25 protein-coding genes are annotated in these 25135 nt (G+C 69.1%); 11 read left to right on the top strand and 14 right to left on the bottom strand.

Annotated elements, in window-relative coordinates:
• Positions 1-17 precede the first annotated feature (17 nt).
• From ABZX12_RS12285 to ABZX12_RS12275, 3 genes are read left to right on the top strand one after another with little or no spacing between them, the layout of a single operon-like run.
• Positions 18-518, top strand: coding sequence for a SigE family RNA polymerase sigma factor (locus ABZX12_RS12285; RefSeq protein WP_355692429.1), 501 nt, complete (start codon positions 18-20; stop codon positions 516-518).
• Entirely contained in the window at positions 515-1687 is a 1173-nt protein-coding gene (locus ABZX12_RS12280; protein WP_355692427.1) for a hypothetical protein, read from the top strand. The genes ABZX12_RS12285 and ABZX12_RS12280 overlap by 4 nt, the downstream gene beginning before the upstream one ends.
• Positions 1688-1719: 32 nt before the next feature.
• Entirely contained in the window at positions 1720-4098 is a 2379-nt protein-coding gene (locus ABZX12_RS12275; protein WP_355692426.1) for a tetratricopeptide repeat protein, read from the top strand.
• Positions 4099-4125: 27 nt separating this feature from the next.
• Here the strand turns inward: ABZX12_RS12275 and ABZX12_RS12270 are convergent, their stop codons facing one another.
• The 7 genes from ABZX12_RS12270 to ABZX12_RS12240 form a co-directional block, all read right to left on the bottom strand.
• The gene (locus ABZX12_RS12270; protein ID WP_355692852.1) at positions 4126-5148 is read right to left on the bottom strand and encodes a dipeptide ABC transporter ATP-binding protein; all 1023 of its coding nucleotides are present in this window, start codon (positions 5146-5148) and stop codon (positions 4126-4128) included.
• A gap of 53 nt (positions 5149-5201) precedes the next feature.
• The gene (locus tag ABZX12_RS12265) at positions 5202-6272 is read right to left on the bottom strand and encodes an ABC transporter ATP-binding protein (RefSeq protein ID WP_355692425.1); all 1071 of its coding nucleotides are present in this window, start codon (positions 6270-6272) and stop codon (positions 5202-5204) included.
• Entirely contained in the window at positions 6269-7282 is a 1014-nt protein-coding gene (locus ABZX12_RS12260; protein WP_355692423.1) for an ABC transporter permease, read from the bottom strand. The genes ABZX12_RS12265 and ABZX12_RS12260 overlap by 4 nt, the downstream gene beginning before the upstream one ends.
• 102 nt (positions 7283-7384) lie before the next feature.
• Entirely contained in the window at positions 7385-9163 is a 1779-nt protein-coding gene (locus ABZX12_RS12255; RefSeq protein WP_355692421.1) for an ABC transporter substrate-binding protein, read from the bottom strand.
• A gap of 57 nt (positions 9164-9220) precedes the next feature.
• Positions 9221-10213, bottom strand: a complete 993-nt coding sequence (locus tag ABZX12_RS12250) for an ABC transporter permease (RefSeq protein WP_355692419.1) — start codon at positions 10211-10213, stop codon at positions 9221-9223.
• Between the two features lie 227 nt (positions 10214-10440).
• Complete coding sequence (locus ABZX12_RS12245; protein WP_355692417.1) at positions 10441-12006, bottom strand: ABC transporter substrate-binding protein; 1566 nt, start codon at positions 12004-12006, stop codon at positions 10441-10443.
• Between the two features lie 67 nt (positions 12007-12073).
• Entirely contained in the window at positions 12074-12727 is a 654-nt protein-coding gene (locus ABZX12_RS12240; RefSeq protein ID WP_355692415.1) for an HAD family phosphatase, read from the bottom strand.
• Positions 12728-12883: 156 nt separating this feature from the next.
• On the opposite strand from ABZX12_RS12240, the gene ABZX12_RS12235 reads away from it, so the two are divergent.
• On the top strand, positions 12884-13732 hold the full coding sequence (locus ABZX12_RS12235; protein ID WP_355692414.1) for a PAC2 family protein: 849 nt from the start codon (positions 12884-12886) through the stop codon (positions 13730-13732).
• 2 nt (positions 13733-13734) lie between these two features.
• Here ABZX12_RS12235 and ABZX12_RS12230 read toward each other — a convergent pair whose 3' ends face one another.
• Positions 13735-14097, bottom strand: coding sequence for a MerR family transcriptional regulator (locus ABZX12_RS12230; RefSeq protein ID WP_355692412.1), 363 nt, complete (start codon positions 14095-14097; stop codon positions 13735-13737).
• Between the two features lie 53 nt (positions 14098-14150).
• On the opposite strand from ABZX12_RS12230, the gene ABZX12_RS12225 reads away from it, so the two are divergent.
• The 3 genes from ABZX12_RS12225 (at position 14151) to ABZX12_RS12215 (ending at position 16801) form a co-directional block, all read left to right on the top strand.
• Positions 14151-15002 (top strand): polysaccharide deacetylase family protein, encoded by an 852-nt coding sequence (locus ABZX12_RS12225; protein ID WP_355692410.1) that lies wholly within the window; start codon positions 14151-14153, stop codon positions 15000-15002.
• Between the two features lie 100 nt (positions 15003-15102).
• Positions 15103-15885, top strand: coding sequence for a L,D-transpeptidase (locus ABZX12_RS12220; RefSeq protein ID WP_355692408.1), 783 nt, complete (start codon positions 15103-15105; stop codon positions 15883-15885).
• Positions 15886-15895: 10 nt separating this feature from the next.
• Positions 15896-16801, top strand: coding sequence for a hypothetical protein (locus tag ABZX12_RS12215; RefSeq protein ID WP_355692406.1), 906 nt, complete (start codon positions 15896-15898; stop codon positions 16799-16801).
• Between the two features lie 13 nt (positions 16802-16814).
• Here ABZX12_RS12215 and mshC read toward each other — a convergent pair whose 3' ends face one another.
• Entirely contained in the window at positions 16815-18035 is a 1221-nt protein-coding gene (mshC, locus tag ABZX12_RS12210; RefSeq protein WP_355692404.1) for a cysteine--1-D-myo-inosityl 2-amino-2-deoxy-alpha-D-glucopyranoside ligase, read from the bottom strand.
• A gap of 103 nt (positions 18036-18138) precedes the next feature.
• Here mshC and ABZX12_RS12205 point away from each other — a divergent pair, with 103 nt between their 5' ends.
• On the top strand, positions 18139-18843 hold the full coding sequence (locus tag ABZX12_RS12205) for a DUF6882 domain-containing protein (protein WP_355692402.1): 705 nt from the start codon (positions 18139-18141) through the stop codon (positions 18841-18843).
• A gap of 10 nt (positions 18844-18853) precedes the next feature.
• Here ABZX12_RS12205 and ABZX12_RS12200 read toward each other — a convergent pair whose 3' ends face one another.
• From ABZX12_RS12200 to ABZX12_RS12190, 3 genes are read right to left on the bottom strand one after another with little or no spacing between them, the layout of a single operon-like run.
• The gene (locus ABZX12_RS12200) at positions 18854-19648 is read right to left on the bottom strand and encodes an SCO1664 family protein (RefSeq protein ID WP_355692400.1); all 795 of its coding nucleotides are present in this window, start codon (positions 19646-19648) and stop codon (positions 18854-18856) included.
• 7 nt (positions 19649-19655) lie between these two features.
• On the bottom strand, positions 19656-20231 hold the full coding sequence (locus ABZX12_RS12195; RefSeq protein ID WP_355692398.1) for a DUF3090 domain-containing protein: 576 nt from the start codon (positions 20229-20231) through the stop codon (positions 19656-19658).
• Between the two features lie 12 nt (positions 20232-20243).
• The gene (locus ABZX12_RS12190) at positions 20244-20939 is read right to left on the bottom strand and encodes a histidine phosphatase family protein (protein WP_355692397.1); all 696 of its coding nucleotides are present in this window, start codon (positions 20937-20939) and stop codon (positions 20244-20246) included.
• Positions 20940-20988: 49 nt separating this feature from the next.
• Between ABZX12_RS12190 and ABZX12_RS12185 the strand changes: the two genes are divergently transcribed.
• A complete protein-coding gene (locus ABZX12_RS12185; protein ID WP_355692395.1) occupies positions 20989-21969 on the top strand; it encodes a magnesium and cobalt transport protein CorA in 981 nt (326 codons plus the stop codon).
• Between the two features lie 74 nt (positions 21970-22043).
• Here ABZX12_RS12185 and ABZX12_RS12180 read toward each other — a convergent pair whose 3' ends face one another.
• Positions 22044-22871, bottom strand: coding sequence for an undecaprenyl-diphosphate phosphatase (locus ABZX12_RS12180; RefSeq protein ID WP_355692394.1), 828 nt, complete (start codon positions 22869-22871; stop codon positions 22044-22046).
• Positions 22871-23932: an LLM class F420-dependent oxidoreductase gene (locus tag ABZX12_RS12175; protein WP_355692393.1), complete on the bottom strand. Its 1062-nt coding sequence runs from the start codon at positions 23930-23932 to the stop codon at positions 22871-22873. Before ABZX12_RS12175 ends, ABZX12_RS12180 begins: the two co-directional genes overlap by 1 nt.
• A 51-nt stretch (positions 23933-23983) precedes the next feature.
• Here ABZX12_RS12175 and ABZX12_RS12170 point away from each other — a divergent pair, with 51 nt between their 5' ends.
• Both ABZX12_RS12170 and ABZX12_RS12165 read left to right on the top strand, forming a co-directional pair.
• A complete protein-coding gene (locus ABZX12_RS12170; RefSeq protein WP_355480620.1) occupies positions 23984-24925 on the top strand; it encodes an aldo/keto reductase in 942 nt (313 codons plus the stop codon).
• Positions 24926-24947: 22 nt separating this feature from the next.
• Positions 24948-25133, top strand: a complete 186-nt coding sequence (locus ABZX12_RS12165; protein ID WP_130385444.1) for a DUF5703 family protein — start codon at positions 24948-24950, stop codon at positions 25131-25133.
• Positions 25134-25135 lie beyond the last annotated feature (2 nt).

Genomic DNA, 25135 nt, shown 5'->3' with positions numbered 1-25135 from the left:
ACCGAGGGGGAATCCAGATGGCCGACGCGTTCGCCGAGTTCGCGACCAGTAGGCATGGCGCGCTGTTCCGGTATGCGTACCTGCTGACCGGCGACCGCGGTCTGGCCGAGGATCTCGTCCAGGAAGCGCTGGTCAAGACGTACGTCGGCTGGCGCCGCCTGCGCGACCCGAACAACGCCGAGGCCTACACCCGCCGCGCGATCACCACCACCGCGATCGGCTGGTGGCGCCGGAAGTCCTGGCGCGCGGAACGGCCGAACGACGACGTACCCGATCGCCCCGCGGCCGGCGACGACGTGACCGCCCGGATCTGGTTGTGGCAGGAGCTGCTGAAACTCCCGCCACGGCAACGAGCCGCCCTGGTCCTGCGGTACTACGAGGACCTCACCGAACCACAGACCGCCGAGATCCTCGGCTGCAGTGTCGGGACCGTGAAGAGCCAGGTCTCCGACGCGCTCAAGAAACTCCGGACCCGCCTGGGCTCCGACGTCGTGCTGAAGGCAGGGATGACGGAATGAACGACCTCCTCAGGGACACCCTCCACGAACGGGCCGACGCCAGTCAGCCGCCGCCGCTCGATCTGGACGGCATCGTGGCGGCCGGCAACCATCGGATCACCCGCCGGCGCGCACTCGGCGTCCTTGGCGGCGCGGTCGCCGCGGCCGCCGTCACGATCGGCACCGCGACCGTCGTCCGTCCTCGCGACCCCCGACCCCAACCGGCCAAGCCCGCGCCGTTCACCCAGCGGCGGGCGACGTACGCTCTGGGCGACAGCATCCACTACGGCGACGAGACCATCTTGGTGGCACCGCACAAGGTCACCGCGTTCGTGCAGACCGACGCCGGTTTCGTCTTCCTGAACGCGTCCAACGCGATCCATGTGGCTGACAGGGCCGGCGTGCGGAGTCTGGGCAAGAGCAGCTGGGAGCTCACCGCGGACTTCCAGGGCGGCCTGGTCGGCTGGGTCGAGGGCTTCAACGACCACAACGAGACGGTCGTGTACGACGTCGCCGCGGGCCGCGAACTCGTCCGCACGCCGATCGGCAACAAGATCCCCGCGTTGGCCAGCCTTGTCCACCGCTCGCGCGTCATCGCGATCGACGGCACCACGGCGTACTTCGACACGGTCGACGGCCCGTACCGCTGGGACGTCCGCGCGAACCGAGGCGAGCTGCTCGCGACCGTGCCGACGAACGTCGTCCGCGACGTGGTCGCTGGGCAGATCGTGTTCCAGCAACCGATCGACCAGCGGCCACCCGCCGTGAACCTCGCGATCGCCGAGACAGTGTCAGCCGAGGCACCGGCCCGATTCACCGGGCAGCAGGCGTACCTGTCGCCCACAGCGGCGTACCTGGCCACCCAGCCGGATGACGCACGACCAGGCATCCAGCCCTTGTGGGCCGGCCTCAACCTGGTCGACACCACGTCCGGCAAGCCGGTCAAGCTGCCGAGCACGAACTACTTCAGCTACTACTTCGGCCAATGGATCGACAACGAAACCTGCACCGTCGCAGCCGAACACAGCGAGCGGATGGGCACAGTGGACCTGCTCGTCGTCAACGCACGAACCGGCGCGACGCAGGTCGTGGCCCCCCGCTTCGCCGAGCAGGGCTTCCGAACGACCCCACCGCGCACAGCCGAGTTCGCGCTGCCGACCGGACGACCGATCATCGACCTCGCGAACTGACCGCATCAAGCGAGTCATCTACGCTGACCGCCGTGGAGCAGTCATTCGCCGCGGCGTTGCGCGCGGCTCGAGTCGGCCGAGGGCTGACGCAGGAAGGACTCGCGGAGCGTGCCGGCCTCAGCGCTCAGGCCATCGGCCTGCTGGAACGGGGTGTACGGCGCTTTCCGCAGCTCACTACCCTCGACAAGCTCCATCGTGCGCTCAACCTCTCCGAGGAGGAGCGGGAACACTTCCGCCGACTGGCCGCACGTGGCGCGGTCAGCGGCCCGATCACACCGGCACCGGCACAGGGCCCGTCCTGGACCGTGGCTCGGCAGGTACCCGCGGGCCGGCAGATCTTCGCCGGCCGACGGCGCGAACTCGACCACTTGATCGACGTCCTGACGAAATCGCCGGAACGCGCCGGATCGCCGACAACTGTCACCGTGCGCGGGATGGCGGGTGTCGGTAAGACGGCGCTCGCGATCGAAGCAGCGCAGGCATGTGCCGACCGGTTCCCGGACGGCACCCTGTTCGTCAATCTGCGCGGGTTCGGCACCCCGCTGAGCCAGTTGCAGGCCGTCGGCCAGCTCCTTCGGGCCACGGGCACACCACCCGACGCGGTACCCGGCGAATTGACCGAGGCCGTCGCGACACTTCGCTCGCGGCTGAGCGGCCGTCGCGTACTGGTGATCCTCGACAACGCCCGCGACGTCGAGCAGGTGACGAACCTGATTCCGGCGTCCGCCGCCGCAGCCGTACTGATCACCAGCCGCAACACCCTCACGCTGCTGCCGGCGGATCTGCACCTACAGGTCGACCCACTGCCCGCGAGCGACTCTGCCGACCTGTTGGCGCGCATCGCCGGACCGGACCGGCTGGCCGGCGCAACTGCCCAAATCGCCGAGCTGTGCGGCCACCTCCCGCTCGCACTGTCCATCGCGGCTGCCTGGACCTCGGCCCACCCCGACATCTCGGAGGCCGAACTCGTCCATCGGCTCACCGACGAGTCGCGGCGGCTCGACCTCTTGCATGCCGGCGACCGGGGCGTTCGGGCAAGTCTGTCGTCGTCCGTGGACCAGCTTCGCGACGTCGATCCGGCGGCGGCCGACGCCTTCGTCCTCCTCGGCCTGAGCGACGCCGAGGACTTCACCGCGGAAACGTCCGCGCCGCTGATCTGCGGGACGCCGGCCGAGGCGGGGCGGCTCCTCGAGCGACTGGCCGATCTGCACCTCGTCATACCGCAGGTCCCTGGCCGCTACCACGTCCATGATCTCGTCCGTGCGTACGTCCGCGAGTTGGCCGAGGGGCTCCCGCCTGTCGTTCGGGACGCGGCCCTCGACCGCCTGCTGGCCGTCTACTCGGGCGTCGCGTGGCGTACGGTCTTCCTGAACGGCCCGACCGCAGCGCGCCTGGCGTGGCCCCACCGGCCACCAGTTCCGGCAGGCCTCGACTTCACGGCCACCGACGTCGCGCTGGGTTGGATCGACAGCGAACTGCACAACTACCTCGCCCTGATCGAGCAGTTCGCCGCGCTCAGCGGCCGCGACGAGCACGTCGGTGGGCTGGTGATCGGGCTCTTCGACTACTTCGTCAAACGCGGCAACCTGGTGGACTGGTTGCCGTCGATCGAACGGGTGGTCGGCGGCGACATCACGGACTGGACGCGCGGGCAACTGCAGGCCGATGCCGCCATCGCACTGGCCGAGCTTGCCCGTTACGACGAATCCGCGGAACGGTTCGGCGTCGCTCACCGAAGCTTCGAGGCTGCGGGCAGCCTGCGGGGCATGGCACTCGCGGCGAACAACAAGGCCCGCCTGCTGATCAGGATGCACCGGCACCGGGAGGCGTTGCCGCTCGTCGAGTCCGCGCTCGCGGTCAACCAGCAACTCGGCGACGTCCGCGGAGTCGCGGCCGCGTACCTGACCCGCTTCGAGATCCAGCTCGAGCTCGGCGACCCTTGGGCCGCAGAGGCGGACGCGACCGCCGCGATGCAGCGATACCTGGCCACCGGCGACGCGGACGGGGTCGCCAACGCCAGGATCGAGAGCGCCTGGGCTCGAACGCGGTCGGGCCGGCCGGAGCTAGCGGTAGAGGACATCCAGCTGTCGCTGGCCGAGCTGGAAGCACTCGGGCAGCACAAGGGCGTCAGCGACGCCTACCAGGTTCTCGCCCTGACCTACAAGGAACTGCACGACTACGATCGCGCCATCGAGCAGGTCGAGTCCGCGCTGGAGATCGCGAAGACGGTCGGGGACAGCCGTCGCGAGGCCCAAGGCCGACTGACCCTTGGCGAACTGCTCACTGACATCCGCGAGTACGACGACGCGCTCCCGAACCTGCAGTTCGCGCTCGACTTCTACCGTGAGCACCATCCCGGCCAGGCGGAGCGCGCCGAGCAACTGCTGAAGAGTGCCCAGCAGCCCAGCTGACCGCCACGTCGCCGGGTGCTTCGATGGTCAGCTCTTCGCGGCGTCCTGGGCTGTCTTCTCCTGCTCCGGGGTGGCGTTCTCCGGGAAGTGGCAGGCGGTCTGGTGGCCCGGGCCGAGCTGGATCAGCGGCGGCTCGATGGTCTTGCAGATCTCCTGGGCCTTCCAGCAGCGGGTGTGGAAGCGGCACGCCGGCGGCGGGTTGATCGGGCTCGGCACGTCGCCCTGCAGCCGGATCCGCTCCTGCTTGCCCTTCCGCTTGGTGTCCGGCACCGGCACGGCGGACAGCAGCGCGACCGTGTACGGGTGCATCGGCTTCTCGTACAGGCTGACCCGGTCGGCCAGCTCGACGATCTTGCCGAGGTACATGACCGCGACCCGGTCCGACACGTGCCGGACGACGGACAGGTCGTGCGCGATCATCACGTACGTCAGGTCGAACTCGTCCTGCAGGTCCTCCAGCAGGTTCACCACCTGCGCCTGGATCGACACGTCGAGCGCGGACACCGGCTCGTCGGCGACGATCAGCTTCGGCCGCAGCGCCAGCGTGCGCGCGATCCCGATGCGCTGCCGCTGGCCGCCGGAGAACTCGTGCGGGTACCGGTTGTAGTGCTCCGGGCTCAGACCGACCAGCTCGAGCAGCTCCTGCACGGCCTTCTTCACGCCGTGCTCGGTCTTCACGTGCTGCAGCCGGAACGGCGCGCCGACGATCTTGCCGACCGTGTGCCGCGGGTTCAGCGAACCGTACGGGTCCTGGAAGATCATCTGGACGTCGCGACGCAGCGGACGCATCCGCCCCTCGCCGAGGTTGCTGATGTCCCGCCCCTCGAACACGATCTTGCCCGAGGTCGGCGTCTCCAGCCGGGTGAGCAGCCGACCGGTCGTGGTCTTGCCGCAGCCGGACTCCCCCACCAGCGACAGCGTCTCGCCGCGGGTCACGGTGAAGCTCAGGCCGTCGACCGCCTGCACGGCGCCGACCTGGCGCTGCAGGATCCCCTTGCGGATCGGGAAGTGCTTGACGAGGCCGTCGACCGACAGCAGCTCCTCGCCCATCTTGGGGACGGCAGGAGTCGATTCGGTGTCAGAAGTAGTCACAGTCGTCCCGTTCACAGCTTCGGCTTGATGTCGGTCTCCCACGCCTTCTGGCGGTTCTGCGGGGAGAGGTGGCAGGCGACCATGTGGCCGTCGCCGATGTCGAGCAGCTCCGGGCGCTCGGTCTCGCTGAGGCCACCGTTCAGGTGCGCGTAGTTGCACCGCGGGTTGAACGGGCAGCCCTTCGGCACGTTGATCAGGCTCGGCGGCGTGCCCTTGATCGGGATCAGCCGCTCGGTGCGCTCCCGGTCGATGCGCGGCATCGAGCCGAGCAGCCCCCAGGTGTACGGATGCTGCGGCCGGTCGAAGATGTCCTCCGCGGTGCCGTACTCGATCGCGCGGCCGGCGTACATCACCTGGATGTCGTCGGCGAGCTCGGCGACCACGCCGAGGTCGTGGGTGATGATGATGACGGCGGAGTTGAACTCGCGCTGCAGGTCCCGGATCAGGTCCAGGATCTGCGCCTGCACGGTGACGTCGAGCGCCGTCGTCGGCTCGTCGGCGATCAGCAGGTCCGGGTCGCAGGACAGCGCCATCGCGATCATCGCGCGCTGCCGCATGCCCCCGGAGAACTGGTGCGGGTACGCGTCCACGCGCCGGTCGGGCTGCGGGATACCGACTCGGTCGAGCATCTCGATCGCGTGCTTGCGCGCGACCTGCTTGCTGACCTTGTTGTGTACCTGGTAGGCCTCCACGATCTGGTGGCCGACCGTGTAGAACGGGTGCATCGCCGACAGCGGGTCTTGGAAGATCATCGCCATCCGCTTGCCGCGCAGCAACCGGACCTCTTCGCGACTCGACGACACCAGGTCCTGGCCGTCGAGGAAGATCTCCCCGCTGATCTTGGCCACGCCGGGCTTGTGCAGGCCCATGATCGACAGGCTGGTGACGCTCTTGCCGGAGCCGGACTCGCCGACGATGCCGAGCGTCTTGCCGCGCTCCAGCTTGAACGAGATCCCGTCCACGGACTTCACCACACCGTCGTCGGTCGGGAAGTGCACCTTCAGGTCCCGGACGTCCAGGAACGCCTCGCCGCGCTCCACCCGCTGGCTGGTCTCTTGAACTTCTTCGATCGGCTCGGTCACGAGATCCGCACCCTCGGGTCGACGACGGCGTACAGGAGGTCAACGACCAGGTTCGCCAGCACGATGAAGAACGCGGCGACCAGCGTCACGCCGAGCACCTTCGGCAGGTCGTTGGCGCGCAGTGCGATGACGGCGTACTGACCGATACCGGGTAGCGAGAAGGTGGTCTCGGTGAGGATCGCACCACCCATCAACAGTCCGAGGTCCAGACCGAAGATCGTCAGGATCGGCGTCAGCGCGGACCGCAGGCCGTGCTTCATCACCACGTCGCGTTCGGTCAGACCCTTGGCCCGGGCGGTCCGGACGAAGTCCTCGTTCATCGTCTCGAGCATGCCGGCCCGGGTGAGTCGCGCGTACGCCGCGGCGTACAGGAACGCCAGTGTCACCCACGGGAGGATCAGGTCGTACGCCCACCACAACGGGTTTGTCTCGTCGAGTGGATTGACACCGCCCTGCTGGGTCCAGCCCAGGCCGTAGCTGAAGATCGACAGCGACAGGAGACCGGTGAAGAAGATCGGCAGCGACACACCGGCCAGCGCCACCGACATCAATGATCGGTCCAGCACCGACCCCCGTTTGAGGGCGGAGATGATGCCGGTGCCGACGCCGGTGACGAGCCAGATGAAGGCCGCGCCGAACGCGAGCGAAGCCGTCACCGGTATTCGCGCAACCAGATCCGGCCAGACCGGTTGCTGGGTCAGGAACGAATACCCGAAGCAGGGCGCCGGGCAGCGCTCGACCCCGGCGCCGTAGTTGTACTCCGAGCCGACGACCAGGCCTTTGACGAACCGGCCGTACTGCTCGTAGAGAGGGTCGGTGAAGCCGAGCCGGACCGCCGTGTTGTGGATCTGCTCCTGCCCGGCGCTCTTCCCGACGTAGCGGGACGCCAGATCGTCGGCGTCGGCGCCGCCGAGCCTCGGGACCAGGAAGAAGATCGCGAACGTGACGGCCGTGACGATGAAGAGCAGGATCACTGCTCCGATCACCCGGCGGACTAGATATGCGAACACCGTACGCGGCGTGGTGGCCGGTGATCATCGACGATCACCGACCACCCTCAGCCTTCACCTACCTCTACTGGTGATTGTTGGTCAGGGCAACGAACTGCCGGCTTACTTCTGGGCGAGTCCGATGCTGGCGTAGTCGTACATGTTCTGACCGTCGTTGCTGAACACGTTCGCGAGCGTGTCCGGGCGGTACAGCAGGCCCTTGGCCCAGATACCCGGCAGCACGCCGGCCTGTTCCATGACCTTCTTGTCGACATCCACCCAGATCTTGTTGCGCGCGGCGTCGTCGGTGGTGGACAGCGCCTTGTCGATCAGCTGGTCGACCTCCGGGATCCGGATACCCAGGTTGGTGTTACCACCGGCGGCCCGGATCACCCGGCTGTCCACGATCTGGCTGAGGAAGCCGAAGCCGTCCGGCCAGTCCGCACCCCAGCTGTAGACGATCATGCCCAGGCCGTTGGCCTTCGCGTAGTCCGGCTTGCCGGCGTACAGCTTGGTGTAGTCACCGGTCGGGAAGCCCTTCGGGGTCAGCTTGATGCCGACCTTGGCCAGCGACTGCTGCAGCGACTCGGCGACCGCCTTCTCCTTCGGCCGGTCCGCACGGTAGGCGATGTTGGTGCTGAAGCCGTTCGGCATGCCGCACGCCGTCAGCGCTTCCTTTGCCTTGGTGGGGTTGCCGTTCTTGTCCTGCTCGAAGCCGTAGTCGTCGAACTTCTCCGCGCCGGCGACCGACGGCGGCATCAGGTTCGTCGCGATGTCGCCACCGAACGGACCGCCGTACGCGCGCTGGTAGCCCTCGTGGTCAGCCGCGTACAGGACCGCCTTGCGGCAGTTGACGTTGTCGAACGGCTTGACCTCGCTGTTGAAGACCGTGAAGTTCAGGCGGGTGGACAGCACGCTGTCGGTGTGCGCCTTCAGCTTCGGGTCGGCCAGCACCTTGGCCTGGGTCTCGGCCTGGACGCCGGTACCGGCGATGTCGACGTCGAGGTCGTTGGCGATCAGCCGGTTGTCGATGTCGGCGCCGTTGACGTTGTAGGCGACGTTGATCTTGTCCGGCAGCGCCTTACGGCCCGAGTTCGGGTCGGTCGACGCGTCGTACTGGTCGTTGCGGACCAGCGTGAAGCCCTTGTTCGCGTCGTTGCTCTCGAACTTGTAGGGGCCGGTCGAGATCGGGTGCAGTTGGTACTTCGAACCGGTGTCCTTGGCCTGCGGCACCGGCGCCGTCGACGGCAGCTGCGCGAAGTAGTCGAAGCCGGCGAACGTCTTGTTCAGGTGGAAGACGATGGTGTAGTCGTCCGGAGTCTCGATAGCCTTCGAGATCTGGGACATCGTCTTGTCCTTGTAGACGCTGTAGTCCTTGGGGATGTCCAGCAGGAAGTCGTTGAAGTACGTCGGGCCGTTCGGCAGCGTCGTCTTGTCCAGCGAGCGCGCGACCGCGTACTTGACGTCCTGCGCCTTGACCTCGGTGCCGTCCTCGTACTTGACGCCCTTGCGGAGCTTGTAGGTCCAGGTCTTCGCGTCGTCGCTCGGCACGCCCGGTCCTTCGGCGAGGTCCGGAACGACCTTGCCGCCCTCCTTGCCCGGGGCCGACTTGAAGACCATCAGCGGCCGGACGTAGTTGCGGACAAGGTTCCAGGACAGGCCGTAGTAGGTGTCACCGGGGTCGGTGGAGTCCCACCGCTCGGTGATCGCCATCCGGAGCGTGCCGCCCTTTTTGTCGCTCGGATTGAAGATCTTGCCGTTGGCCGCGTCGAACTCGGGCGCCGCCGCGCTGTTGCCGCCGCCCGACCCTCCGGAGGAGGCCTTGGGTCCCCCACAGGCCACCAGGCTCAAGGCGACGGCCGCACTGACGGCGGTGACCGTCGTGATGCGATTCCATCTCATCTCTTGTTGCACCCCTTAATTTGTCGAGAGCCAGGCTCCCTGGTTGATGCGAAACGCCTACCGGGACCGCGGGTCGAGCGCGTCTCGCAATCCGTCGCCGAACAGGTTGAACGCCAGTACGGTGACGAAGATCGCCAAACCGGGCGGGATCATGTACATCGGATCGACCTGGTACCAGTTCGCCGCACCGGAGAGCATGTCGCCCCAGCTCGCCGTCGGCGGGCGGACGCCGACGCCCAGGTAGGACAGCGCGGCCTCGAACAGCACGTTGGTCGGGATCAGCAGCGTCGCGTAGACCAGGATCGGCGCGATCAGGTTCGGCAGCAGCTCGGTGAACAGAATGTACGGACGCCGCGCACCGAGGCTGCGGGCGGCGTCGACGAACTCCCGCTCCCGCAGCGACAGGGTCTGGCCGCGGATGATCCGGCCGATGTACGGCCAGCTGAAGAAGCCGATGATGAACACGATCAGCGCGACCCGCAGGGTGTCACCCTTCAGCCCGAACATCTGGTCCGGGATGGCGCCGACCAGCGCCAGCGCGAACAGCACCAGCGGGAAGGCCAGGAAGATGTCCATCAGCCGGCTGATCACCGTGTCCACCCAGCCGCCGAAGTACCCCGCGACGACGCCCATCACGACGCCGATCACGACCGACACCAGGGTCGCCAGGAACGCGATCAGCAACGAGATACGGGCGCCGTACACGATCCGCGCGAAAATGTCGCGGCCGTTCACCGGCTCGATGCCGAACGGGTGGTCCCAGCTGACGCCGCCGAGCTTGCCGATCGGCGTCTGGAGCGACGGGTCCACGAGGTCCTGGTGGAAGTCGTTCGGCGTGACGCCGACCAGCTTGCAGATCAGCGGGGCGAAGATGCCGACCAGGACGAGCAACAGCACGAAGGCGCCACCGGCCAGCGCGACCTTGTCGCGCTTCAGTCGCATCCACGAGATCTGCCACAGCGACCGGCCCTCGATCTTGCCGACACCTTCGAGTACGGCCTCCGGCTGCGCGGCCGACGACCCCGGCTCGACCTCGAGTGGCGTGCTCACGCGATGAGTTCCCCTGCCTGGCTCGGATGAACCGGAACGAAATCCGGAATGGCTGCCGCCTTAACCTGCCGCCATTACAGCCCGGAGTCAAACGCGGAAAGTGCTGCGTTGCCCGATCGTGATCGTCAGGAAATCGTCCCGTATCGTGGACTTTCCGCAGTAAACCACGGCGTCGCACCCACGGTCGCCAGGACCTCGCGAACCGTTACTGCCATGGCATTTTTGTGTCACTTCCGGAGACCGGAGAGATACAGGAACGACAACGGATCGACAGCCTTTGTGAGGTTCTCCACGCCCTTGCCGGCGACCACCGTGACGCGCCCCTGCCAGCTCGGGATCACCGGCGCGTCCTGCGCGATCACTCCTTGTAGCTGCCCGATCAGATCGTCGCGCTTCAGTCCGTTCTGTTCGGTGCGTTCCTGCTGCAGCAGCTTCGTGGCCGCCGCCGAACGGTAGCCGTTCTGCAACGGAACGTCGGTGACGAACGGCGCCAGGTAGTCGTCCGCGTCCGGGTAGGCCGGGGTCCACCCGGTCTGGTACAGGTCGTACGCCCCGGCCTTCGTCGCCTGCTGGTACTGCGGCCACTCTGCACCGCGCAACGTCACCCGGAACAGCCCCGACGCCTCGAGCTGCCGCTTCAGCTCGAGCACCTCCGCCTTCGCGCCGACGCCGTACTGCGACGGCGTCCAGCCGACGGTCAGCGGCACCGGCGCCGCGATGTTCGCCTCTCTGAGGATCGTCGCGGCGGCCGCCTTGTTCGGCTGCTTGTACTGCGTCCTGAACGCGTCGGCCTGCCCGCCGTAACCCGGCGGCACCACCGAGTACAGCGGCGACACGTGATCGCCGTACACCTTCTTCGCGATCGCCTGGCGGTCGACCAGCTGCGCGACCGCCCGCCGGACCGCCGGCTTGCGGGCCACCAGCGACTTCATCTGGAACGCGTACAGCCGGATCTCCGCCGAGCCCTTGTCCGCGATCTGCACCTGGTCGGACTTGCGCAGCTTGTCCAGCAGGCCGGGGCCGAAACCGTGGAACGCGAGGTCCGTCTTCCCGGTGGTCACCGCCTGGTACAGCGCGTTCGAGTCCTTCAGCAGGCTGATCGTGACGCCGTCGTTCTGCGCCGCCCGCGGTCCGCGGTAGCCGGCGAACTTCGTCAGCGTGACCTCGGTGCCCGGCGCGTACTTCGACAGCTGGTACGGTCCGCTGCCCATCGCCTTGGTGTCGAGCAGCTTGTTCGCCGGGTAGGTCTCCTCGTCCACGATCGACGCGGCGGTGGTGGTCAGCAGGTACGGCAGGCGGGCGTCCGGGGACGTCAGGTTGAAGACCGCGGTCAGCTCGTCCGGCGTACTCACCGACTTCACCGAGGAGAACAGCGCGGCCGCTCCCCCGGGCGTCCTCAGCCGGACCAGCCGGTCGAAGCTGAACTTCACGTCCGACGACGTCAGCTCGTGGCCGTTCGGGAAGGTCAGGTGCTCCTTCAGGCTGCACGTGTACGTCGTCGGCGAGTCGAACTGGCAGTCGGCGGCGTCCGGGACCGGGGTCGGCTTGTCCGGCAGGATGGTCAGCAGTGTCTGGTACAGGTTCGCCTGGACCGTTCGCGAGCCGACGTCGTACCGGCCCGCCGGGTCCAGGGACGCGATCGTGTCGGTGGTCGCGAGCCGGAGCAGCATCAGCTTCGGGGTCGGCTCCCCCGGGTGCGGGGCGTTGTCGTCCGGCTCACCGCAGGCAGCAAGGGACACCCCGAGGGCACCCACTGCCACGGCCGCCGACACTCGGCGCACCCACTCGCTCACCGTCTCACCTTTCCCCAGCCCGTTACCCGAAACAACGCCCCCGATGGGCTCAAGTGACGTTAGCTGGTCAACGGAGCAGCGCTCGCAAGGATTCCGGAGTCAGCGGCTCCAGCGACTTGACCACCAGCCGGCGCGGCGCGTCCGGAATCGTCACCCACTGCGGTACGGCGACCACGTACATGCCGGCCGCCGTCCCGGCCTGCGTGCCGGTCATCGAGTCCTCGATGACCACGCAGTTCGCCGGGTCCACGCCGAGCCTGGCGGCGCCGGTCAGGTACGGCTCCGGGTGCGGCTTGCCCAGCGTCACCTCGTCACCCGCGACGATCACGTCGAACGGGTCCGGCGGCAGGTGGCCGAGGACCGCGTCGATCATGCTCCGGTACGACGCCGAAACGAGCGCGCACGGCACCTCTTCCTTGCGCAGCGCCTGCAGCAACTCCAGGGCCCCCGGCTGGAAGCTGACCTCCCGGCGGAGCGCCTCGACCACCTCCGAGAACATCCGGTCGGCCAGCTCCCCGGCGGTGATCACCCCTTCCGGGATCCGCGCCATCCACACCTGCACGGCGTCCCGCAGGTCGCTGCCGATCAAGGTCATGCAGTCCTCGATCGTCCAGGTCGCGCCGAGCCCGGCCAGCAGCTCGAGCTGCACCTCCGCCCAGACCTTCTCGGAGTCGACCAACGTCCCGTCCATGTCCCACAGCACCGCTTGCAGGGCCGGCAACTACCGCTCCTCTACGTCGTCTCCACGATCAGGTCTCCTCCATTCTCCCTGGTCGGGCACGACACGTTCCGCCTGGGGTGAAACCGGGCACACCGGAGCGGCCGAGCACGTAGGCTGGCAGTCCGATTGGCTACAGAGACGACAGGGGGCCTGCGAGTGGTTGACCTCGCGAACCTGAGGGACCCGGTCGTGATCGCCGCGTTCGAGGGCTGGAACGACGCGGCCGAGGCGGCCACCGGAGCGGTCGACCACCTGATCGACGAGTGGGACGCGGAGCTGGTCACGGCGATCGACCCCGAGGACTACTACGACTACCAGGTGAACCGGCCCCGGGTCAGCATCGACGAGGACGGCAGCCGGCAGCTCACCTGGCCGACCACCCGGATCTACCTGGCCCGTCCGGAGGACACCGGCCGCGACGTGCTGCTGATTCGCGGCGTCGAGCCGAACATGCGCTGGCGGGCGTTCTCCCGGGAGCTGCTGGAGATCGTCGACGACTCGAACGCGCAGCTCGTCGTCGTGCTCGGCGCCCTGCTCGCCGACTCCCCGCACACCCGGCCGATCCCGGTCTCGGCGACCTCGTCCGACGAGGAGCTGAACGCGGCCTGGAGCCTGGAGCCGTCGACGTACGAAGGCCCGACCGGGATCACCGGCGTGTTCGCCGACCTGTGTACGACGCTCGGCGTCCCGGCGGTGTCGATCTGGTCCGCGATCCCGCACTACATCGCGGGGACGCCGTGCCCGAAGGCGTCGCTGGCGCTGCTTAGCAAGATCGAGGAGCTCCTCGACCTGGCCATCCCCGAAGGTGAGCTGCCCGAGCTCGCGCGGGCTTGGCAGCGCGGCGCGGACGAGCTCAGCGAGGAGGACCCCGAGGTCGCGGAGTACGTCCACTCGCTCGAGGAGCAGCGCGACACCGCCGACCTCCCGGAGGCGACCGGCGAAGCCATCGCCGCCGAGTTCGAGCGCTACCTGAAGCGCCGCAACAAGAACCGGCCGGGCGAGTAGACCTAGAGTTCCCGGGCCGCGGTGGCGATCACGTCGTCGAGCACGGCCCTGGACGTGGCCAGGTCGGCGATCATCCGGTCGATGCGATCCCGCTCGGCGGTCAGCTCGACGACCAGCTCCGGCGTGGCCCGCTCGTTCGGGCCGCCGTCGGGGTCGCGCATGCACGGCAGCAGCTGCGCGATCTTCTTGCTGTGCAGCCCGGCCGCGAACAGCTCCTGGATCAGGATCACCCGGTCGACGGCGCGCTCGGCGTACTCACGCTGTCCGCCCGCCGTCCGCTCCGAGACCAGCAGCCCCTGCGCCTCGTAGTACCGCAGCGACCGCACGCTCACCCCGGTCCGATCGGCCAGCTCCCCGATCCGCACGGCCACCTCCGGGACTTGAACCTGACACTGATGTCAGACTCTACCGTCCCGGTATGACGCTCTACGACTCCCTTTACGACTACAGCCCGCTCCCCTCCCGGCCCCGCCTGACCTGGCCCGACGGCAAGCGCGTCGCGTTCTACGTCGGCCTCAACATCGAGCACTTCCTCCCCGGTAAGCCGTCCACGAGCATCTGGCCGCTCGACCTCGATCCCGATCCGCTCAACCACGGCTGGCGGGAGTACGGCGCCCGGGTCGGGATCTGGCGCACCATCGACATCCTCGACCGGTACGGCGTCCGCGCGAGCGCCCTGCTCAACTCCGACGTCGCGGAGCACAATCCGCAGATCGTCAAGGCCGGCGTCGAACGCGACTGGGCCTGGCTCGCCCACGGCCGCACCAACTCGGTCCTGCACACCGGGTACGAGCCCGACGAGGAGCGGCGCGTCCTCACCCAGATCACCGACACCATCGAGACCGCGACCGGCAAACGCCCCAAAGGCTGGATGGGACCCGCCCTGACCGAGACGCACAACACGCCGCAACTGCTGTCCGAGTTGGGCTACCAGTACGTCCTCGACTGGACCAACGACGACCAGCCGTACCGGCTCACCGTCCCCGGCATGCTCAGCGTCCCGTACACCGTGGAGCTCAACGACCTCGGCCTGTTCCTCCGCGGCCTCAGCGGCCCGGACTTCCTGCAGATGGTGAAGGACCAGTACGACGTCCTGCGCGACGAGTCCGCGGACAGCGGGCGGGTGATGGCGCTCGCGCTGCACCCGTTCGTCATCGGGCAGCCGTTCCGGGCGAAGTACCTGGACCTCGCGCTCCGGTACATCGCCGCGCAGCCGGACGTCTGGATGACCACCAGCGAGGACATCGCCGCGCACTACGCGGCGGCGTAACCACCGCGGGGTGTGGACCGTTGTTACCAACGGGTTTATTCTCGACCGGACAACTGGGGGGTGACGGTCCGCCGTCACCGCAAGCACGGGGAGCAACGACATGCGCAGGCGCGACGAGCGGGGCGGTAGCTCGGTCCCGGCGCTGGCCGTGCTCGTGCTCCTCGGCGTGGTCGCCACGGTCGGCATCCTCGGCAACAAGAAGCACGAGACGGTCGACCTCACCGCGCTGACCGCCTCGACGACCGCCACGACCATCACCACCGCACCCCTGGACGGCGAGCCGTATGCCGTCACCAGCGGTCTGGTCGTGCACCCGCGGACCGAGGCCGCGCTCTACAGCGCCCCGGACCCCGACGCCCCCGACGCGTTCGGCAAGATCGGCCCGACCCAGTTCGGGCCGACCTGGCTGCCCGTGGTGGAGCAGACCGACGGCTGGGTCCGCGTCCTGCTCCCCTCCAAGCCGAACCGGTCCACCGGCTGGCTCCGGGACGAGGACCTCGACCGCGCCACCTCGCCGTACCTGATCCGCGTGCACACCAGCTCGCGGACGCTGGAGCTGTTCCTGAACACCAAGAGCCTCGGCAGCTGGAAGGCCGGGGTCGGCGCGCAGAAGACGCCGACCCCGCCCGGCCGGACGTTCCTGCTCGGCTCGATCATCGACCACAAACGCTCCGCTTCGCCGATCGTGCTGCCGCTGGGTGCGCACAGTCCCACCTTGGACACGTTCGGTGGCGGGCCTGGTACGGTCGCGATCCACGGCTGGCCGAATCCGCACGTGTTCGGAGCGGCGATCAGCGCCGGCTGCGTCCGGGTGCCGCGGACCGCGCTCGCCCACCTGCAGAAGGTTCCGCTCGGGACGCTCGTCCTGATCGACAGCAAATAGAGGAGATCCGATGCGACGACCATCGAGGAGGCGTCTGACGCCGACCGTGCTGACGGCCGCGGCCGTGGCGGGCGTCGTGACGTTCAGCCTGGTCGCGAGCGCCCCCGTCGGCAACGCCGCGGCCCGCCCGTCCTCGGCGTACGCCGTGAGCGCCGAAGGCCAGGTGCCGATCCCGAAGACGCCGTACGCCGAGTCGCTCGACGGCAAGCGGCACACGACGTCCGCGCTCGAGCTCCCGAAGAACCCGCTGCTCTCGGTCCGGGCCGGCACGGCGACCGCGGGCAACGACTCGGCCTCGGTCGAGCTGTTCGACATCGTCGTCGGCCCGGACATCCTCAGCCAGGTGACGATCCCGGCGGAGCTGAAGAACCAGTGCACTTCGCTACCGACGACCGGCGCCGACAACCTGCCGATCCCGGACATCGCGCTGCCCGACCTCGGCCTGCCGCTGCCGCAGCTGAGCACCAAGGACCTGCCGGTCAAGAACCTGCCGGACCTGTGCAACCTGCTGCTGAACCCGCCGAAGTCGCTGCTCGGCATCGACTCGCTGAACGTCTGGTGCTCGGGTGACACCGGCGGCGTCGACATCGGCTCGCTGACGCTGCTCGGCCGGACGATCAAGGCGCCGAGCACCAAGCAGGGCGCGTCGCTGCCGTCGAACCCGCTGGCGACCATCAAGGTCAACAGTCAGGGCAAGCACTCCGACGGCGCGTTCACGGTGACGGGCCTGAGCATCGACCTCGGCGGCGGGACCGAGGTCATCACGCTCGCCTCGGCCACCTGCGCCAAGCCCGCCGCGAAGCCCAAGCCCACGCCGAAGCCGAGCCCGCCGGTCGAGGCCCCCGCCCAGGTCGACACGCCGCCGGCGGCGCCCGTCCCGACCCCGGTCAAGACCCACCACCCGGTCACCGGCTGACCGAAGCCCCTGGCTAGAGCTTCACGCCCAGCAAGGCGTCACAGGCCTGAGCGATGAGGGCGGGGGCCTCATGGTCCTCGCCCTCGCTCTCGGCCCATGCGTCGACAGCTGCCAACGCACCGGCGGTGTCCAAGTCGTTGGTCAGCGCCGCCCGTACGGCGTCGACCGCAGCCGCGCCGTCCGGGCCGGAACCGCGCCCGACAGCCCCACGCCACACGTCGAGCCGTGCCTGCGCATCGGTCAGGTCCGACGCCGTCCAGAACCAGTCCGTGCGGTAGTGATGCGTCAGCAGCGCGAGCCGGATCGCCATCGGGTCCGCCCCCGCGAGCCGCTCCTTCGACACCAGCACCAGATTGCCCTTGGACTTCGACATCTTCTCGCCGTCCAGCCCGACCATCGCCTGGTGCACGTAGGCCCGCGCGAACGGGTACTCCCGCGTCGCGACCTGCGCCCCGCTCGCGGACATCTCGTGGTGCGGGAAGATCAGGTCCGACCCACCGCCCTGGACGTCGAACGTCATGCCGAGGTACTTCAGCGCGATCGCCGAGCACTCGACGTGCCACCCCGGCCGGCCGCGACCGAGGGCGGAGTCCCACGCCGGCTCCCCCGGCCGCTCGTGCCGCCACAGCAGGCTGTCGAGCGGGTCCTGCTTGCCCTCGCGGTCCGGGTCGCCGCCGCGCTCCGCGAACAGCTCGCGCATCGTCTCGCGGTCGTAGTTCGACACAGCGCCGAACGCCGGATCCGCCTTCACCGCGAAGTACAGGTCGCCGTCGACGGAGTAGACCGCGTCCGCGCGGCGCAGGTCCTCGACCGCGCTCGCGACCAGGTCGATCGACTCGACAACGCCGATGTAGTGCTGCGGCGGGATCACCCGCAGCGCGGTCATGTCGTCGCGGAACAGCTGGATCTCCTGCGCGGCGAGGTCGGTCCACTCGACGCCGGTCGCGGTCGCGCGCTCCAGCAGCGGGTCGTCGACGTCGGTGATGTTCTGCGTGTACGACACGTCGTACCCGGCGTCGCGCCACAGGCGGTTGATCAGGTCGAAGGTGACGTACGTCGCCGCGTGGCCCATGTGCGTCGCGTCGTACGGCGTGATGCCGCACACGTACATCCGGGCCGTCCCGCCGTCGCCCGGCGGGACCTCGACCAGGCCGCGCGACGCGGTGTCGTAGAGGCGTAGCCGCCGGGCCGGGCCCGGTACGACCGGGATGTCTGGTTTCGTCCACGCCTGCATGTGTCGGAGCTTATGCCAGTCCGATTTTCAATGACGCGACACGGTTCCATTCCGTGGTCCGGACGGCGACGTGCACCCCGGCGGCCGCTAATCTCGCCGAACGATGAGTGCAGACTTCAGTCCCGAACTCCAGGCGTACGGCGGCTGGATCGCCGCCGCCGCGATCCAGCAGCAGGACCTGTTCAACGACGTGGTCGGACCGGACTCGCTGGAGGCCGACCTGGACGCACGCACGCTCAGCAGCGAGCGCGGCGTACTGGGCGGGATCTCCCTGCTCGGGAGCTTCTCGGAGCTCGACCGGACCTGGCTGTGGGGCTGGGCGAACCCGGGGTTCGGCCCGGACGCGTCCGCGGTCGCGCCGACGCTCGCGATCCGCGAGTTCGGCGAGCGGCACGGGATCGCCGAGTTCACCACCGACAACCCGGACCTCGGCGGATTCGAGCAGCCCGCACAGGCGGCGATCACGCTGGCGATCGCCGCCGGATCGGTGCTCGGCGGCCGCGGCGTCTGGTCGACGGCGATCAACGAGGGTCGCGGGCACGTGTACCTGCACGTCGCCGACGAGCAGCTGCCGCTGGCCGGCTTCGACGCGATCGCCACGCCGCGGCTGCTGATGACCGCGGCCAGCATCTTCCCCGCCGACCACCGCCAGGTCGTCCGCGGCTACCTGCAGCACTTCGGCCTGCGGTACGACGAGAGCGCCGACGCGATCCGCGGTACGGCGCCGGACGGCGGGCCGGTCGTGGTCGAGTTCGACGACCTCGGCCGGATCGGCAACATCAGCGTGCAGCCGCGGCCCCAGACCTAGGGCCTAGGTCCTAGAAGGCCGGCCAGGGGATCGCGGGCCAGTCCTCGCTCGGGTACGGGAAGGTTCCGGTCTTGAGCAGGGCCGAGCAGCGTTCCCGGGTCGCGGTCAGCTCGACGGCGGTGACGAGCTCGCACAGTTGCTGCCCGAGCCCGCCGGCCAGCTGATCCGCGAGCCGCCGGACGTCGTCCAGCAGGTCCGCCGGGATCGGCTCGCCGGCCCAGCCCCACAGAACCGTACGGAGCTTGTCGTCGGCGTTGAACGTGACGCCGTGGTCCACGCCGAACACGCGCCCGTCGCCCGGGTTCAGCACGTGACCGCCCTTGCGGTCGGCATTGTTGACCACGGCATCGAACACCGCCATCCGCCGCAGCGCGTCGGTGTCGGCGTGCACGAGCGTGACCGGGTTGTGGCGGCCGTCGAGCGCGTCCAGGACACCCACCCAGCCGTCGGGAACGCGGCCCTGCGGCACGATGTCCACCAGCTCGGTCTCGCCCGCACCGAGCTCGGCCTCGTCGATCCACAGCTGGACCATGCCTTCGCCGAGCGGCCCGTCGCGCAGCAGCGTCGGCGGCACGATCGACCAGCCGAGCGCCTCGGACACGACGTACGCCGCGAACTCGCGCTGGGCGAGCGTGCCGTCCGGGAAGTCCCACAGCGGCCGCTCCCCCTCGACCGGCTTGTAGACCACCGTGGCGGTGTCGCCGGCCAGGCTGACCGAGCCCTGGTAGGTGCCGTTCGAGGCCGCGACCAGGCGGCCGTGCAACGACAGCTCGCCGAGGGCGAGCAGCTCCGGAGCGGCGGTCATCGTGGCGTCATTCCGGCAGGTGCCTGCGGTAGCCGTTGGCCCGCGGGCAGATGTGCCCGTCGGCGTCGATCGGCCGCCCGCAGAACGGGCAGCTCGGCCGCCCGGACGCGACCAGCGCGACGGCCCGGCGGGCGAACGCCCGGGCCTGCTCCTCGGTGATCCGGACGATGAACACCTCGGCGTCCTCGGACTCCATCGCCGCGGCCACCGGGTCCGTCTCCTCCAGGTCCGCCTGGTCGCCGGTGACCACCGCGAAGACCTCGATCACGACCCGCTCGGCGTCGGCCTCCCAGGCCAGCGTCATGGTGCCGGCCCGGAACTCCTCCTCGATCGGCTGCTCGAGCGGCGCGGTGTCGTCGACCGCGGTCTGCGTGACCGGGTCGCGGTCGAACCGCCGCGCGACCTCGTCCAGCATCACGTCCAGCCGCTCGGCGAGGGCCATCACCTGTTCCTTCTCGCACGCCACCGAGGTGAGCCGGTGCCCGGCCCGGGCCTGCAGGAAGAACGTCCTCGCACCGGGTTCGCCCACGGTGCCGGCGACGAACCGCTCGGGGTCGTCGTAGGAGTGCACAACTCGCGCCATACCCAGACCCTATTACCGTCCACCGACCACGGCGTCCGAGGACTGCTTCTTGGGCTTGCCTTTCGCTGACGGCTTAGGGACCAGCGAGGCCAGTTCGCTGCCGGAGTCGTTCAGCCGGACCAGGAACGGGCGGGTCTTGGTGTAGGTGATGATCGTCGTCGACGCGGTGTCCACGACGATCCGCTGGAACGTGTCCAGGTGCTGACCGAGCGCGTCCGCGACGATCGCCTTGATCACGTCGCCGTGCGAGACCGCGACCCAGATCGCGTTGTCACCGTGGCTTTGCGCCAGCTCCGCGTCGTGCCCGCGGACAGCGTCGACCGCGCGCTGCTGCATCGCCCGCATCGACTCGCCGCCCGGGAACGTGACCGCCGACGGGTGCTGCTGCACGACCGCCCACAGCGGGTCCTTCGCCAGCGTCGCGATCTTCTGTCCGGTCCAGTCGCCGTACCCGCACTCGGTCAGCCGGCGATCCGTTGCCGGACGCAACCCGTCGTGCTGCTTGGCGATCGCGGCCGCGGTCTGCTTGCAGCGCTCGAGCGGGGAGGTGACGATCGCGGCCAGCGGCAGCTCGGCGAGCCGCTGCGCGACCGCCGCGGCCTGCTGGACGCCGGTGTCGTCCAGCTTCACGCCGGGCGTTCGGCCAGCCAGCGTGCCGGAGGTGTTCGCGGAGCTACGACCGTGGCGAACCAGGATCACGGTGGGCATGGACTGCACGTTATCCCGTCCGCACAAGTCGCGGTGCCATGATGGTCACGTGATCGTGGACTGCGGGGTGTACGCCGAGGGGGAACGGCAGGACCTGCCCAAGGACCCCGAGACCGTTGCCGATGCCATCAAGGACACCGACGGCCGCGCCGGCAGCTTCGGCTGGATCGGTCTGCACGAGCCGTCGGACGCCGAGATGGAGCGGGTCCAGCGGCTGTTCGGCCTGCACGATCTCGCGGTCGAGGACGCGCTGCAGCTGCACCAGCGCCCGAAGGTCGAGCGGTTCGGCGACACGCTTCTCGTCGTCCTGCGGACCCTCTGGTACGTCGACGAGGGCGACGCGGTCGAGACCGGCCAGGTGACCGCCTTCGTCGGGCCGCGGTACGTCGTGACCGTGCGGCACGGGGAAGGCGGGGAACTGGCCACCACCCGGCACGCGCTCGAGGAGCGGGCTTCGATGCTCGGGCACGGCCCGGCCGCGGTGCTCTGGGCGGTCTCGGACGCGATCGTCGACGACTACGAGCGGGTCGCCGAGCAGGTCGAGATCGACGTCGACGAGATCGAGAGCTCGGTGTTCTCCCCCGAGCGCACCAGCGACGCGGAGCGGATCTACCGGCTGAAGCGCGAGGTGCTCGAGATGCGCCGCGCGATCGACCCGCTGCGGGAGCCGATGGAGCAGTTCGCGCACGGCGGCGGCGGACTCGGCCCGAAGGCCGGCCCGTTCTTCCGCGACGTCGCCGACCACCTCAGCCGGGTCTCCGACCAGGCCGAGGCGATCGACACCCTGCTCACGTCCGCCCTCAACGCGCACCTCGCCCGCGTCTCGGTCCAGCAGAACGACGACATGCGCAAGATCTCCGCCTGGGTCGCGATCGCCGCCGTACCGACGATGCTGGCCGGCATCTACGGCATGAACTTCGACAACATGCCCGAACTCCGCTGGCACTTCGGCTACTACGCCGTCCTCCTCCTGATGGCCCTCGTCTGCTTCACCATGTACCGCTTCTTCCGCAAGGTCGGCTGGCTCTGACCCCGATCACCCCGTTACGTCCGAACAACTGGAGAGACGTCGCTCCCGTTGTTCGGACGTAAGCGAAATCGGTTCTAGGTCGCGGTGATCGTGCTGGTGGCCAGGAGGATGATCAGGACGATGCCGAGCAGGACGCGGTAGAAGGCGAAGACCTCCATGGTGTGCTTGGCGACGAACCGCAGCAGCCAGGCGATGGAGATGTAGGCGACGACGAAGCTCACCACGGTTCCGACGAGCAGCGGGACGGCGCCGACGTCGCCGGTGAGGGCGTCCTTCAGCTCGTAGATCCCCGCGCCGACCAGGGCCGGGATCCCGAGCAGGAACGAGATCCTGGTGGCGGCGACCCGATCGAGGCCGCGGAACAGACCGGCCGTGATCGTCGCGCCCGACCGCGAGATGCCCGGGATCAGCGCGAGGCACTGGACCAGCCCCATCACCAGCGCGTCGACGAACGTGATCCGGGTCAGCGGCCGGGACTTGCTGCCCAGGCGCTCCGCCGCGACGATCACGAACGACCAGCCGATCAGCGCCGCGGCGACCCACCACAGGCTGCGCAGCGGCCCGGAGATGAGGTCCCGGGCGAGGAAGCCGACGATCACGATCGGCACGGAGCCGACGATCACGTACCAGCCCATCCGGTGATCGAACTCGCCGCGGTGTTCGGGCTTGACCAGGCCGCGGACCCAGGCGACGGCGATCCGCCGGATGTCCTTCCAGAAGTACAGCACCACGGCTGCGATCGCGCCGATCTGGATGACCGCGGTGAACCCGGTGATCGACGGGTCGTCGATCTTCAGCCCGAGCATCTTCGCGACGATGGTCAGGTGCCCGGTGCTGGAGACCGGCAGGAATTCGGTCAGCCCCTCGACGATGCCGAGGATGATGGAGTCCCAGATCGTCATCAGTGGCCGGCTCCGGACAGTTCCAGCGCCTCCGCGGCGGTCCGCAGGTCGGCGATCCGCTGCTCGACGGTCGGCGCGAACGGCGTCAGCGAGACGGTCGTCGCGCCCGCCTCGGCGTACGCCGTGAGCTTCTCGGCGATCCGCTCCTTGCCGCCGAGCAGTGAGATCGCGTCGAGGAAGCCGAACGGTACGGCGGCCATCGCCTCGCGGTGCTTCTTGGCCAGGTACAGGTCCTGGATCTCCTTCGCCTCGTCGGCGAACCCCATCCGCACCGCGAGCGCGTTGTAGAAGTTCTTCTCCCGGCTGCCCATGCCGCCGACGTACAGCGCGGCGTACCCGCGGACCGGGTCGGCCGCGGCCTGGATGTCGTCCCCGGTCATCAGCGGGGTGGTGACCACGACGTCGAACCCGTCGAGGTCGTCCTGACGATTCTGACGGGCGGCACGGCCCGTCCTGATGTGCGCCAACTGCTCTCCAAGGAAGCCTGGGTCGTTGAGGATCCCGAGCCAGCCGTCGGCGATCTCGCCGGCCAGCTCGAGGTTCTTCGGGCCGACCGCGGCCAGGTACACCGGCACGTGGTCACGGATCGGCCGCACGGTCAGTTTCAGCGCCTTGCCCGGCCCGTCGGGCAGCGGCAAGGTGAAGTACTTCCCCTCGTACGCGACCGTCTCGCGCCGCAGGGCCGCGTTCACGATGTCAACGTACTCACGGGTCCTGAGCAGAGGCTGAGAAAACCGGACGCCGTGCCAGCCCTCCGACACCTGCGGCCCGGACACGCCGAGGCCGAGCCGGAACCGGCCGTTCGACAGCCGGTCGAGGGTGGCCGCGGTCATCGCGGTCATCGCCGGCGTCCGGGCCGGGATCTGGAACACGGCCGCGCCGACGTCGATCGTGGTGGTCTGGGCGGCGATCCAGCTGAGCAGCGTGGCGGCGTCCGAGCCGTACGCCTCCGCGGCCCAGGTGACCGAGAATCCGAGTGCCTCGGCCTCCTTCACCAGCCTCAGGTGGTCCAGATGGTCGTCGCCGCCGTAGACGAAGCCGATGTTCAGTCCGAGTCGCATGACTGGCGAGCCTAGCGAGCCGTTGTCGGTGGCTCGCAATAGGCTCGGTGCATGCAGCAGCGCTATCTCGGTCACAGTGGCCTGGCGGTGAGCAGGCTCGGCCTGGGCACCATGTCGTGGGGCCGGGACACCGACGAGCACGAGGCGCGCGAGCAGCTCGCCGCGTTCGTGTCCGCGGGCGGCACGCTGATCGACACCGCGGCGGCGTACGGCGACGGCGACAGCGAGCTGCTGATCGGGTCGCTGCTCGGCGACGTGGTGGACCGCGACGACCTGGTGATCGCGACCAAGGCCGGGTTCAGCGTCCGCCGGGGCGAGCGGATCACCGACACCTCCCGGGGCGCGCTGCTGCGCGATCTCGAGGGCTCGCTGCGGCGGATGAAGGTCGACCACATCGACCTCTGGCAGTTGCACACCTGGTCCGACGACGTGCCGCTGGAGGAGACGCTGTCGGCGCTCGACCACGCCGTCAGCTCCGGCAAGGTGCGGTATGTCGGCGTCTCGAACTACGCCGGCTGGAAGTCGGCCCGCGCAGTCACCTGGCAGCAGGCTTGGCCGGGGCGCGCGGTGCCGGTCAGCAACCAGGTCGAGTACTCGTTGCTCGCCCGGGACGCCGAGGTGGACGCCCTGCGCGCCGCCGCCGGGCTCGGGATCGGGGTCCTCGCCTGGTCTCCGCTCGGCCGCGGTGTGCTGACCGGGAAGTACCGGACGGGCATCCCGGCGGACTCCCGCGCGGCGTCTCAACATCTGTCCAGATTCGTCGACCCCTATCTCGACGCCCGGGCTTCGGGCATCGTGGAAGCGGTCGCACGAGCCGCCGACGGGCTCGGCTGGACCCCGCTCGAGGTGGCACTCACCTGGGTGCGGGACCGGCCGGGGGTGTCGGCGGCGATCGTCGGGGCCCGGACGGCACTGCAACTGAAGTCGGTTCTGGGTGTGGAGGAGCTCACATTGCCGCCCGCCATCGTCGCGGCACTGGAGGATGTTTCCTGAGGGCGTAGTACTGGAGGTGCGGATGGCCGAATACGAACTGCAGCAGTTCGAGGTGTCCAGGACGGAGTCCCGCGGTGCGGTGCGCAAGCTGCTCACCGAGCACGCGGAGTACGGCGGGTGGGAGCTGGCCAGGCTCCGGCGCTACCCGGACGGATCGCGGCGCGTCTGGCTGCGCCGCCGCATCATCCGCGTGATGCGGACCCTCTGACC

The sequence above is a fragment of the Kribbella sp. NPDC003505 genome, assembly GCF_040610875.1.
Classification (GTDB): Bacteria; Actinomycetota; Actinomycetes; order Propionibacteriales; family Kribbellaceae; genus Kribbella.
This window is presented reverse-complemented; position numbering and strand designations above follow the sequence as displayed.

What these genes read in the sequence shown, in the direction of transcription:
- ABZX12_RS12205 (WP_355692402.1), top strand. Translation starts at nt 18,139, where the DNA reads ATGAGTGCAGACTTCAGTCCCGAACTCCAGGCGTACGGCGGCTGGATC.
- ABZX12_RS12170 (WP_355480620.1), top strand. Translation starts at nt 23,984, where the DNA reads ATGCAGCAGCGCTATCTCGGTCACAGTGGCCTGGCGGTGAGCAGGCTC.
- ABZX12_RS12165 (WP_130385444.1), top strand. Translation starts at nt 24,948, where the DNA reads ATGGCCGAATACGAACTGCAGCAGTTCGAGGTGTCCAGGACGGAGTCC.
- ABZX12_RS12190 (WP_355692397.1), bottom strand. Translation starts at nt 20,939, where the DNA reads ATGCCCACCGTGATCCTGGTTCGCCACGGTCGTAGCTCCGCGAACACC.
- ABZX12_RS12225 (WP_355692410.1), top strand. Translation starts at nt 14,151, where the DNA reads ATGACGCTCTACGACTCCCTTTACGACTACAGCCCGCTCCCCTCCCGG.
- ABZX12_RS12270 (WP_355692852.1), bottom strand. Translation starts at nt 5,148, where the DNA reads ATGGGCGAGGAGCTGCTGTCGGTCGACGGCCTCGTCAAGCACTTCCCG.
- ABZX12_RS12285 (WP_355692429.1), top strand. Translation starts at nt 18, where the DNA reads ATGGCCGACGCGTTCGCCGAGTTCGCGACCAGTAGGCATGGCGCGCTG.
- ABZX12_RS12215 (WP_355692406.1), top strand. Translation starts at nt 15,896, where the DNA reads ATGCGACGACCATCGAGGAGGCGTCTGACGCCGACCGTGCTGACGGCC.
- ABZX12_RS12280 (WP_355692427.1), top strand. Translation starts at nt 515, where the DNA reads ATGAACGACCTCCTCAGGGACACCCTCCACGAACGGGCCGACGCCAGT.
- ABZX12_RS12220 (WP_355692408.1), top strand. Translation starts at nt 15,103, where the DNA reads ATGCGCAGGCGCGACGAGCGGGGCGGTAGCTCGGTCCCGGCGCTGGCC.
- mshC (WP_355692404.1), bottom strand. Translation starts at nt 18,035, where the DNA reads ATGCAGGCGTGGACGAAACCAGACATCCCGGTCGTACCGGGCCCGGCC.
- ABZX12_RS12255 (WP_355692421.1), bottom strand. Translation starts at nt 9,163, where the DNA reads ATGAGATGGAATCGCATCACGACGGTCACCGCCGTCAGTGCGGCCGTC.
- ABZX12_RS12180 (WP_355692394.1), bottom strand. Translation starts at nt 22,871, where the DNA reads ATGACGATCTGGGACTCCATCATCCTCGGCATCGTCGAGGGGCTGACC.
- ABZX12_RS12195 (WP_355692398.1), bottom strand. Translation starts at nt 20,231, where the DNA reads ATGGCGCGAGTTGTGCACTCCTACGACGACCCCGAGCGGTTCGTCGCC.
- ABZX12_RS12200 (WP_355692400.1), bottom strand. Translation starts at nt 19,648, where the DNA reads ATGACCGCCGCTCCGGAGCTGCTCGCCCTCGGCGAGCTGTCGTTGCAC.
- ABZX12_RS12175 (WP_355692393.1), bottom strand. Translation starts at nt 23,932, where the DNA reads ATGCGACTCGGACTGAACATCGGCTTCGTCTACGGCGGCGACGACCAT.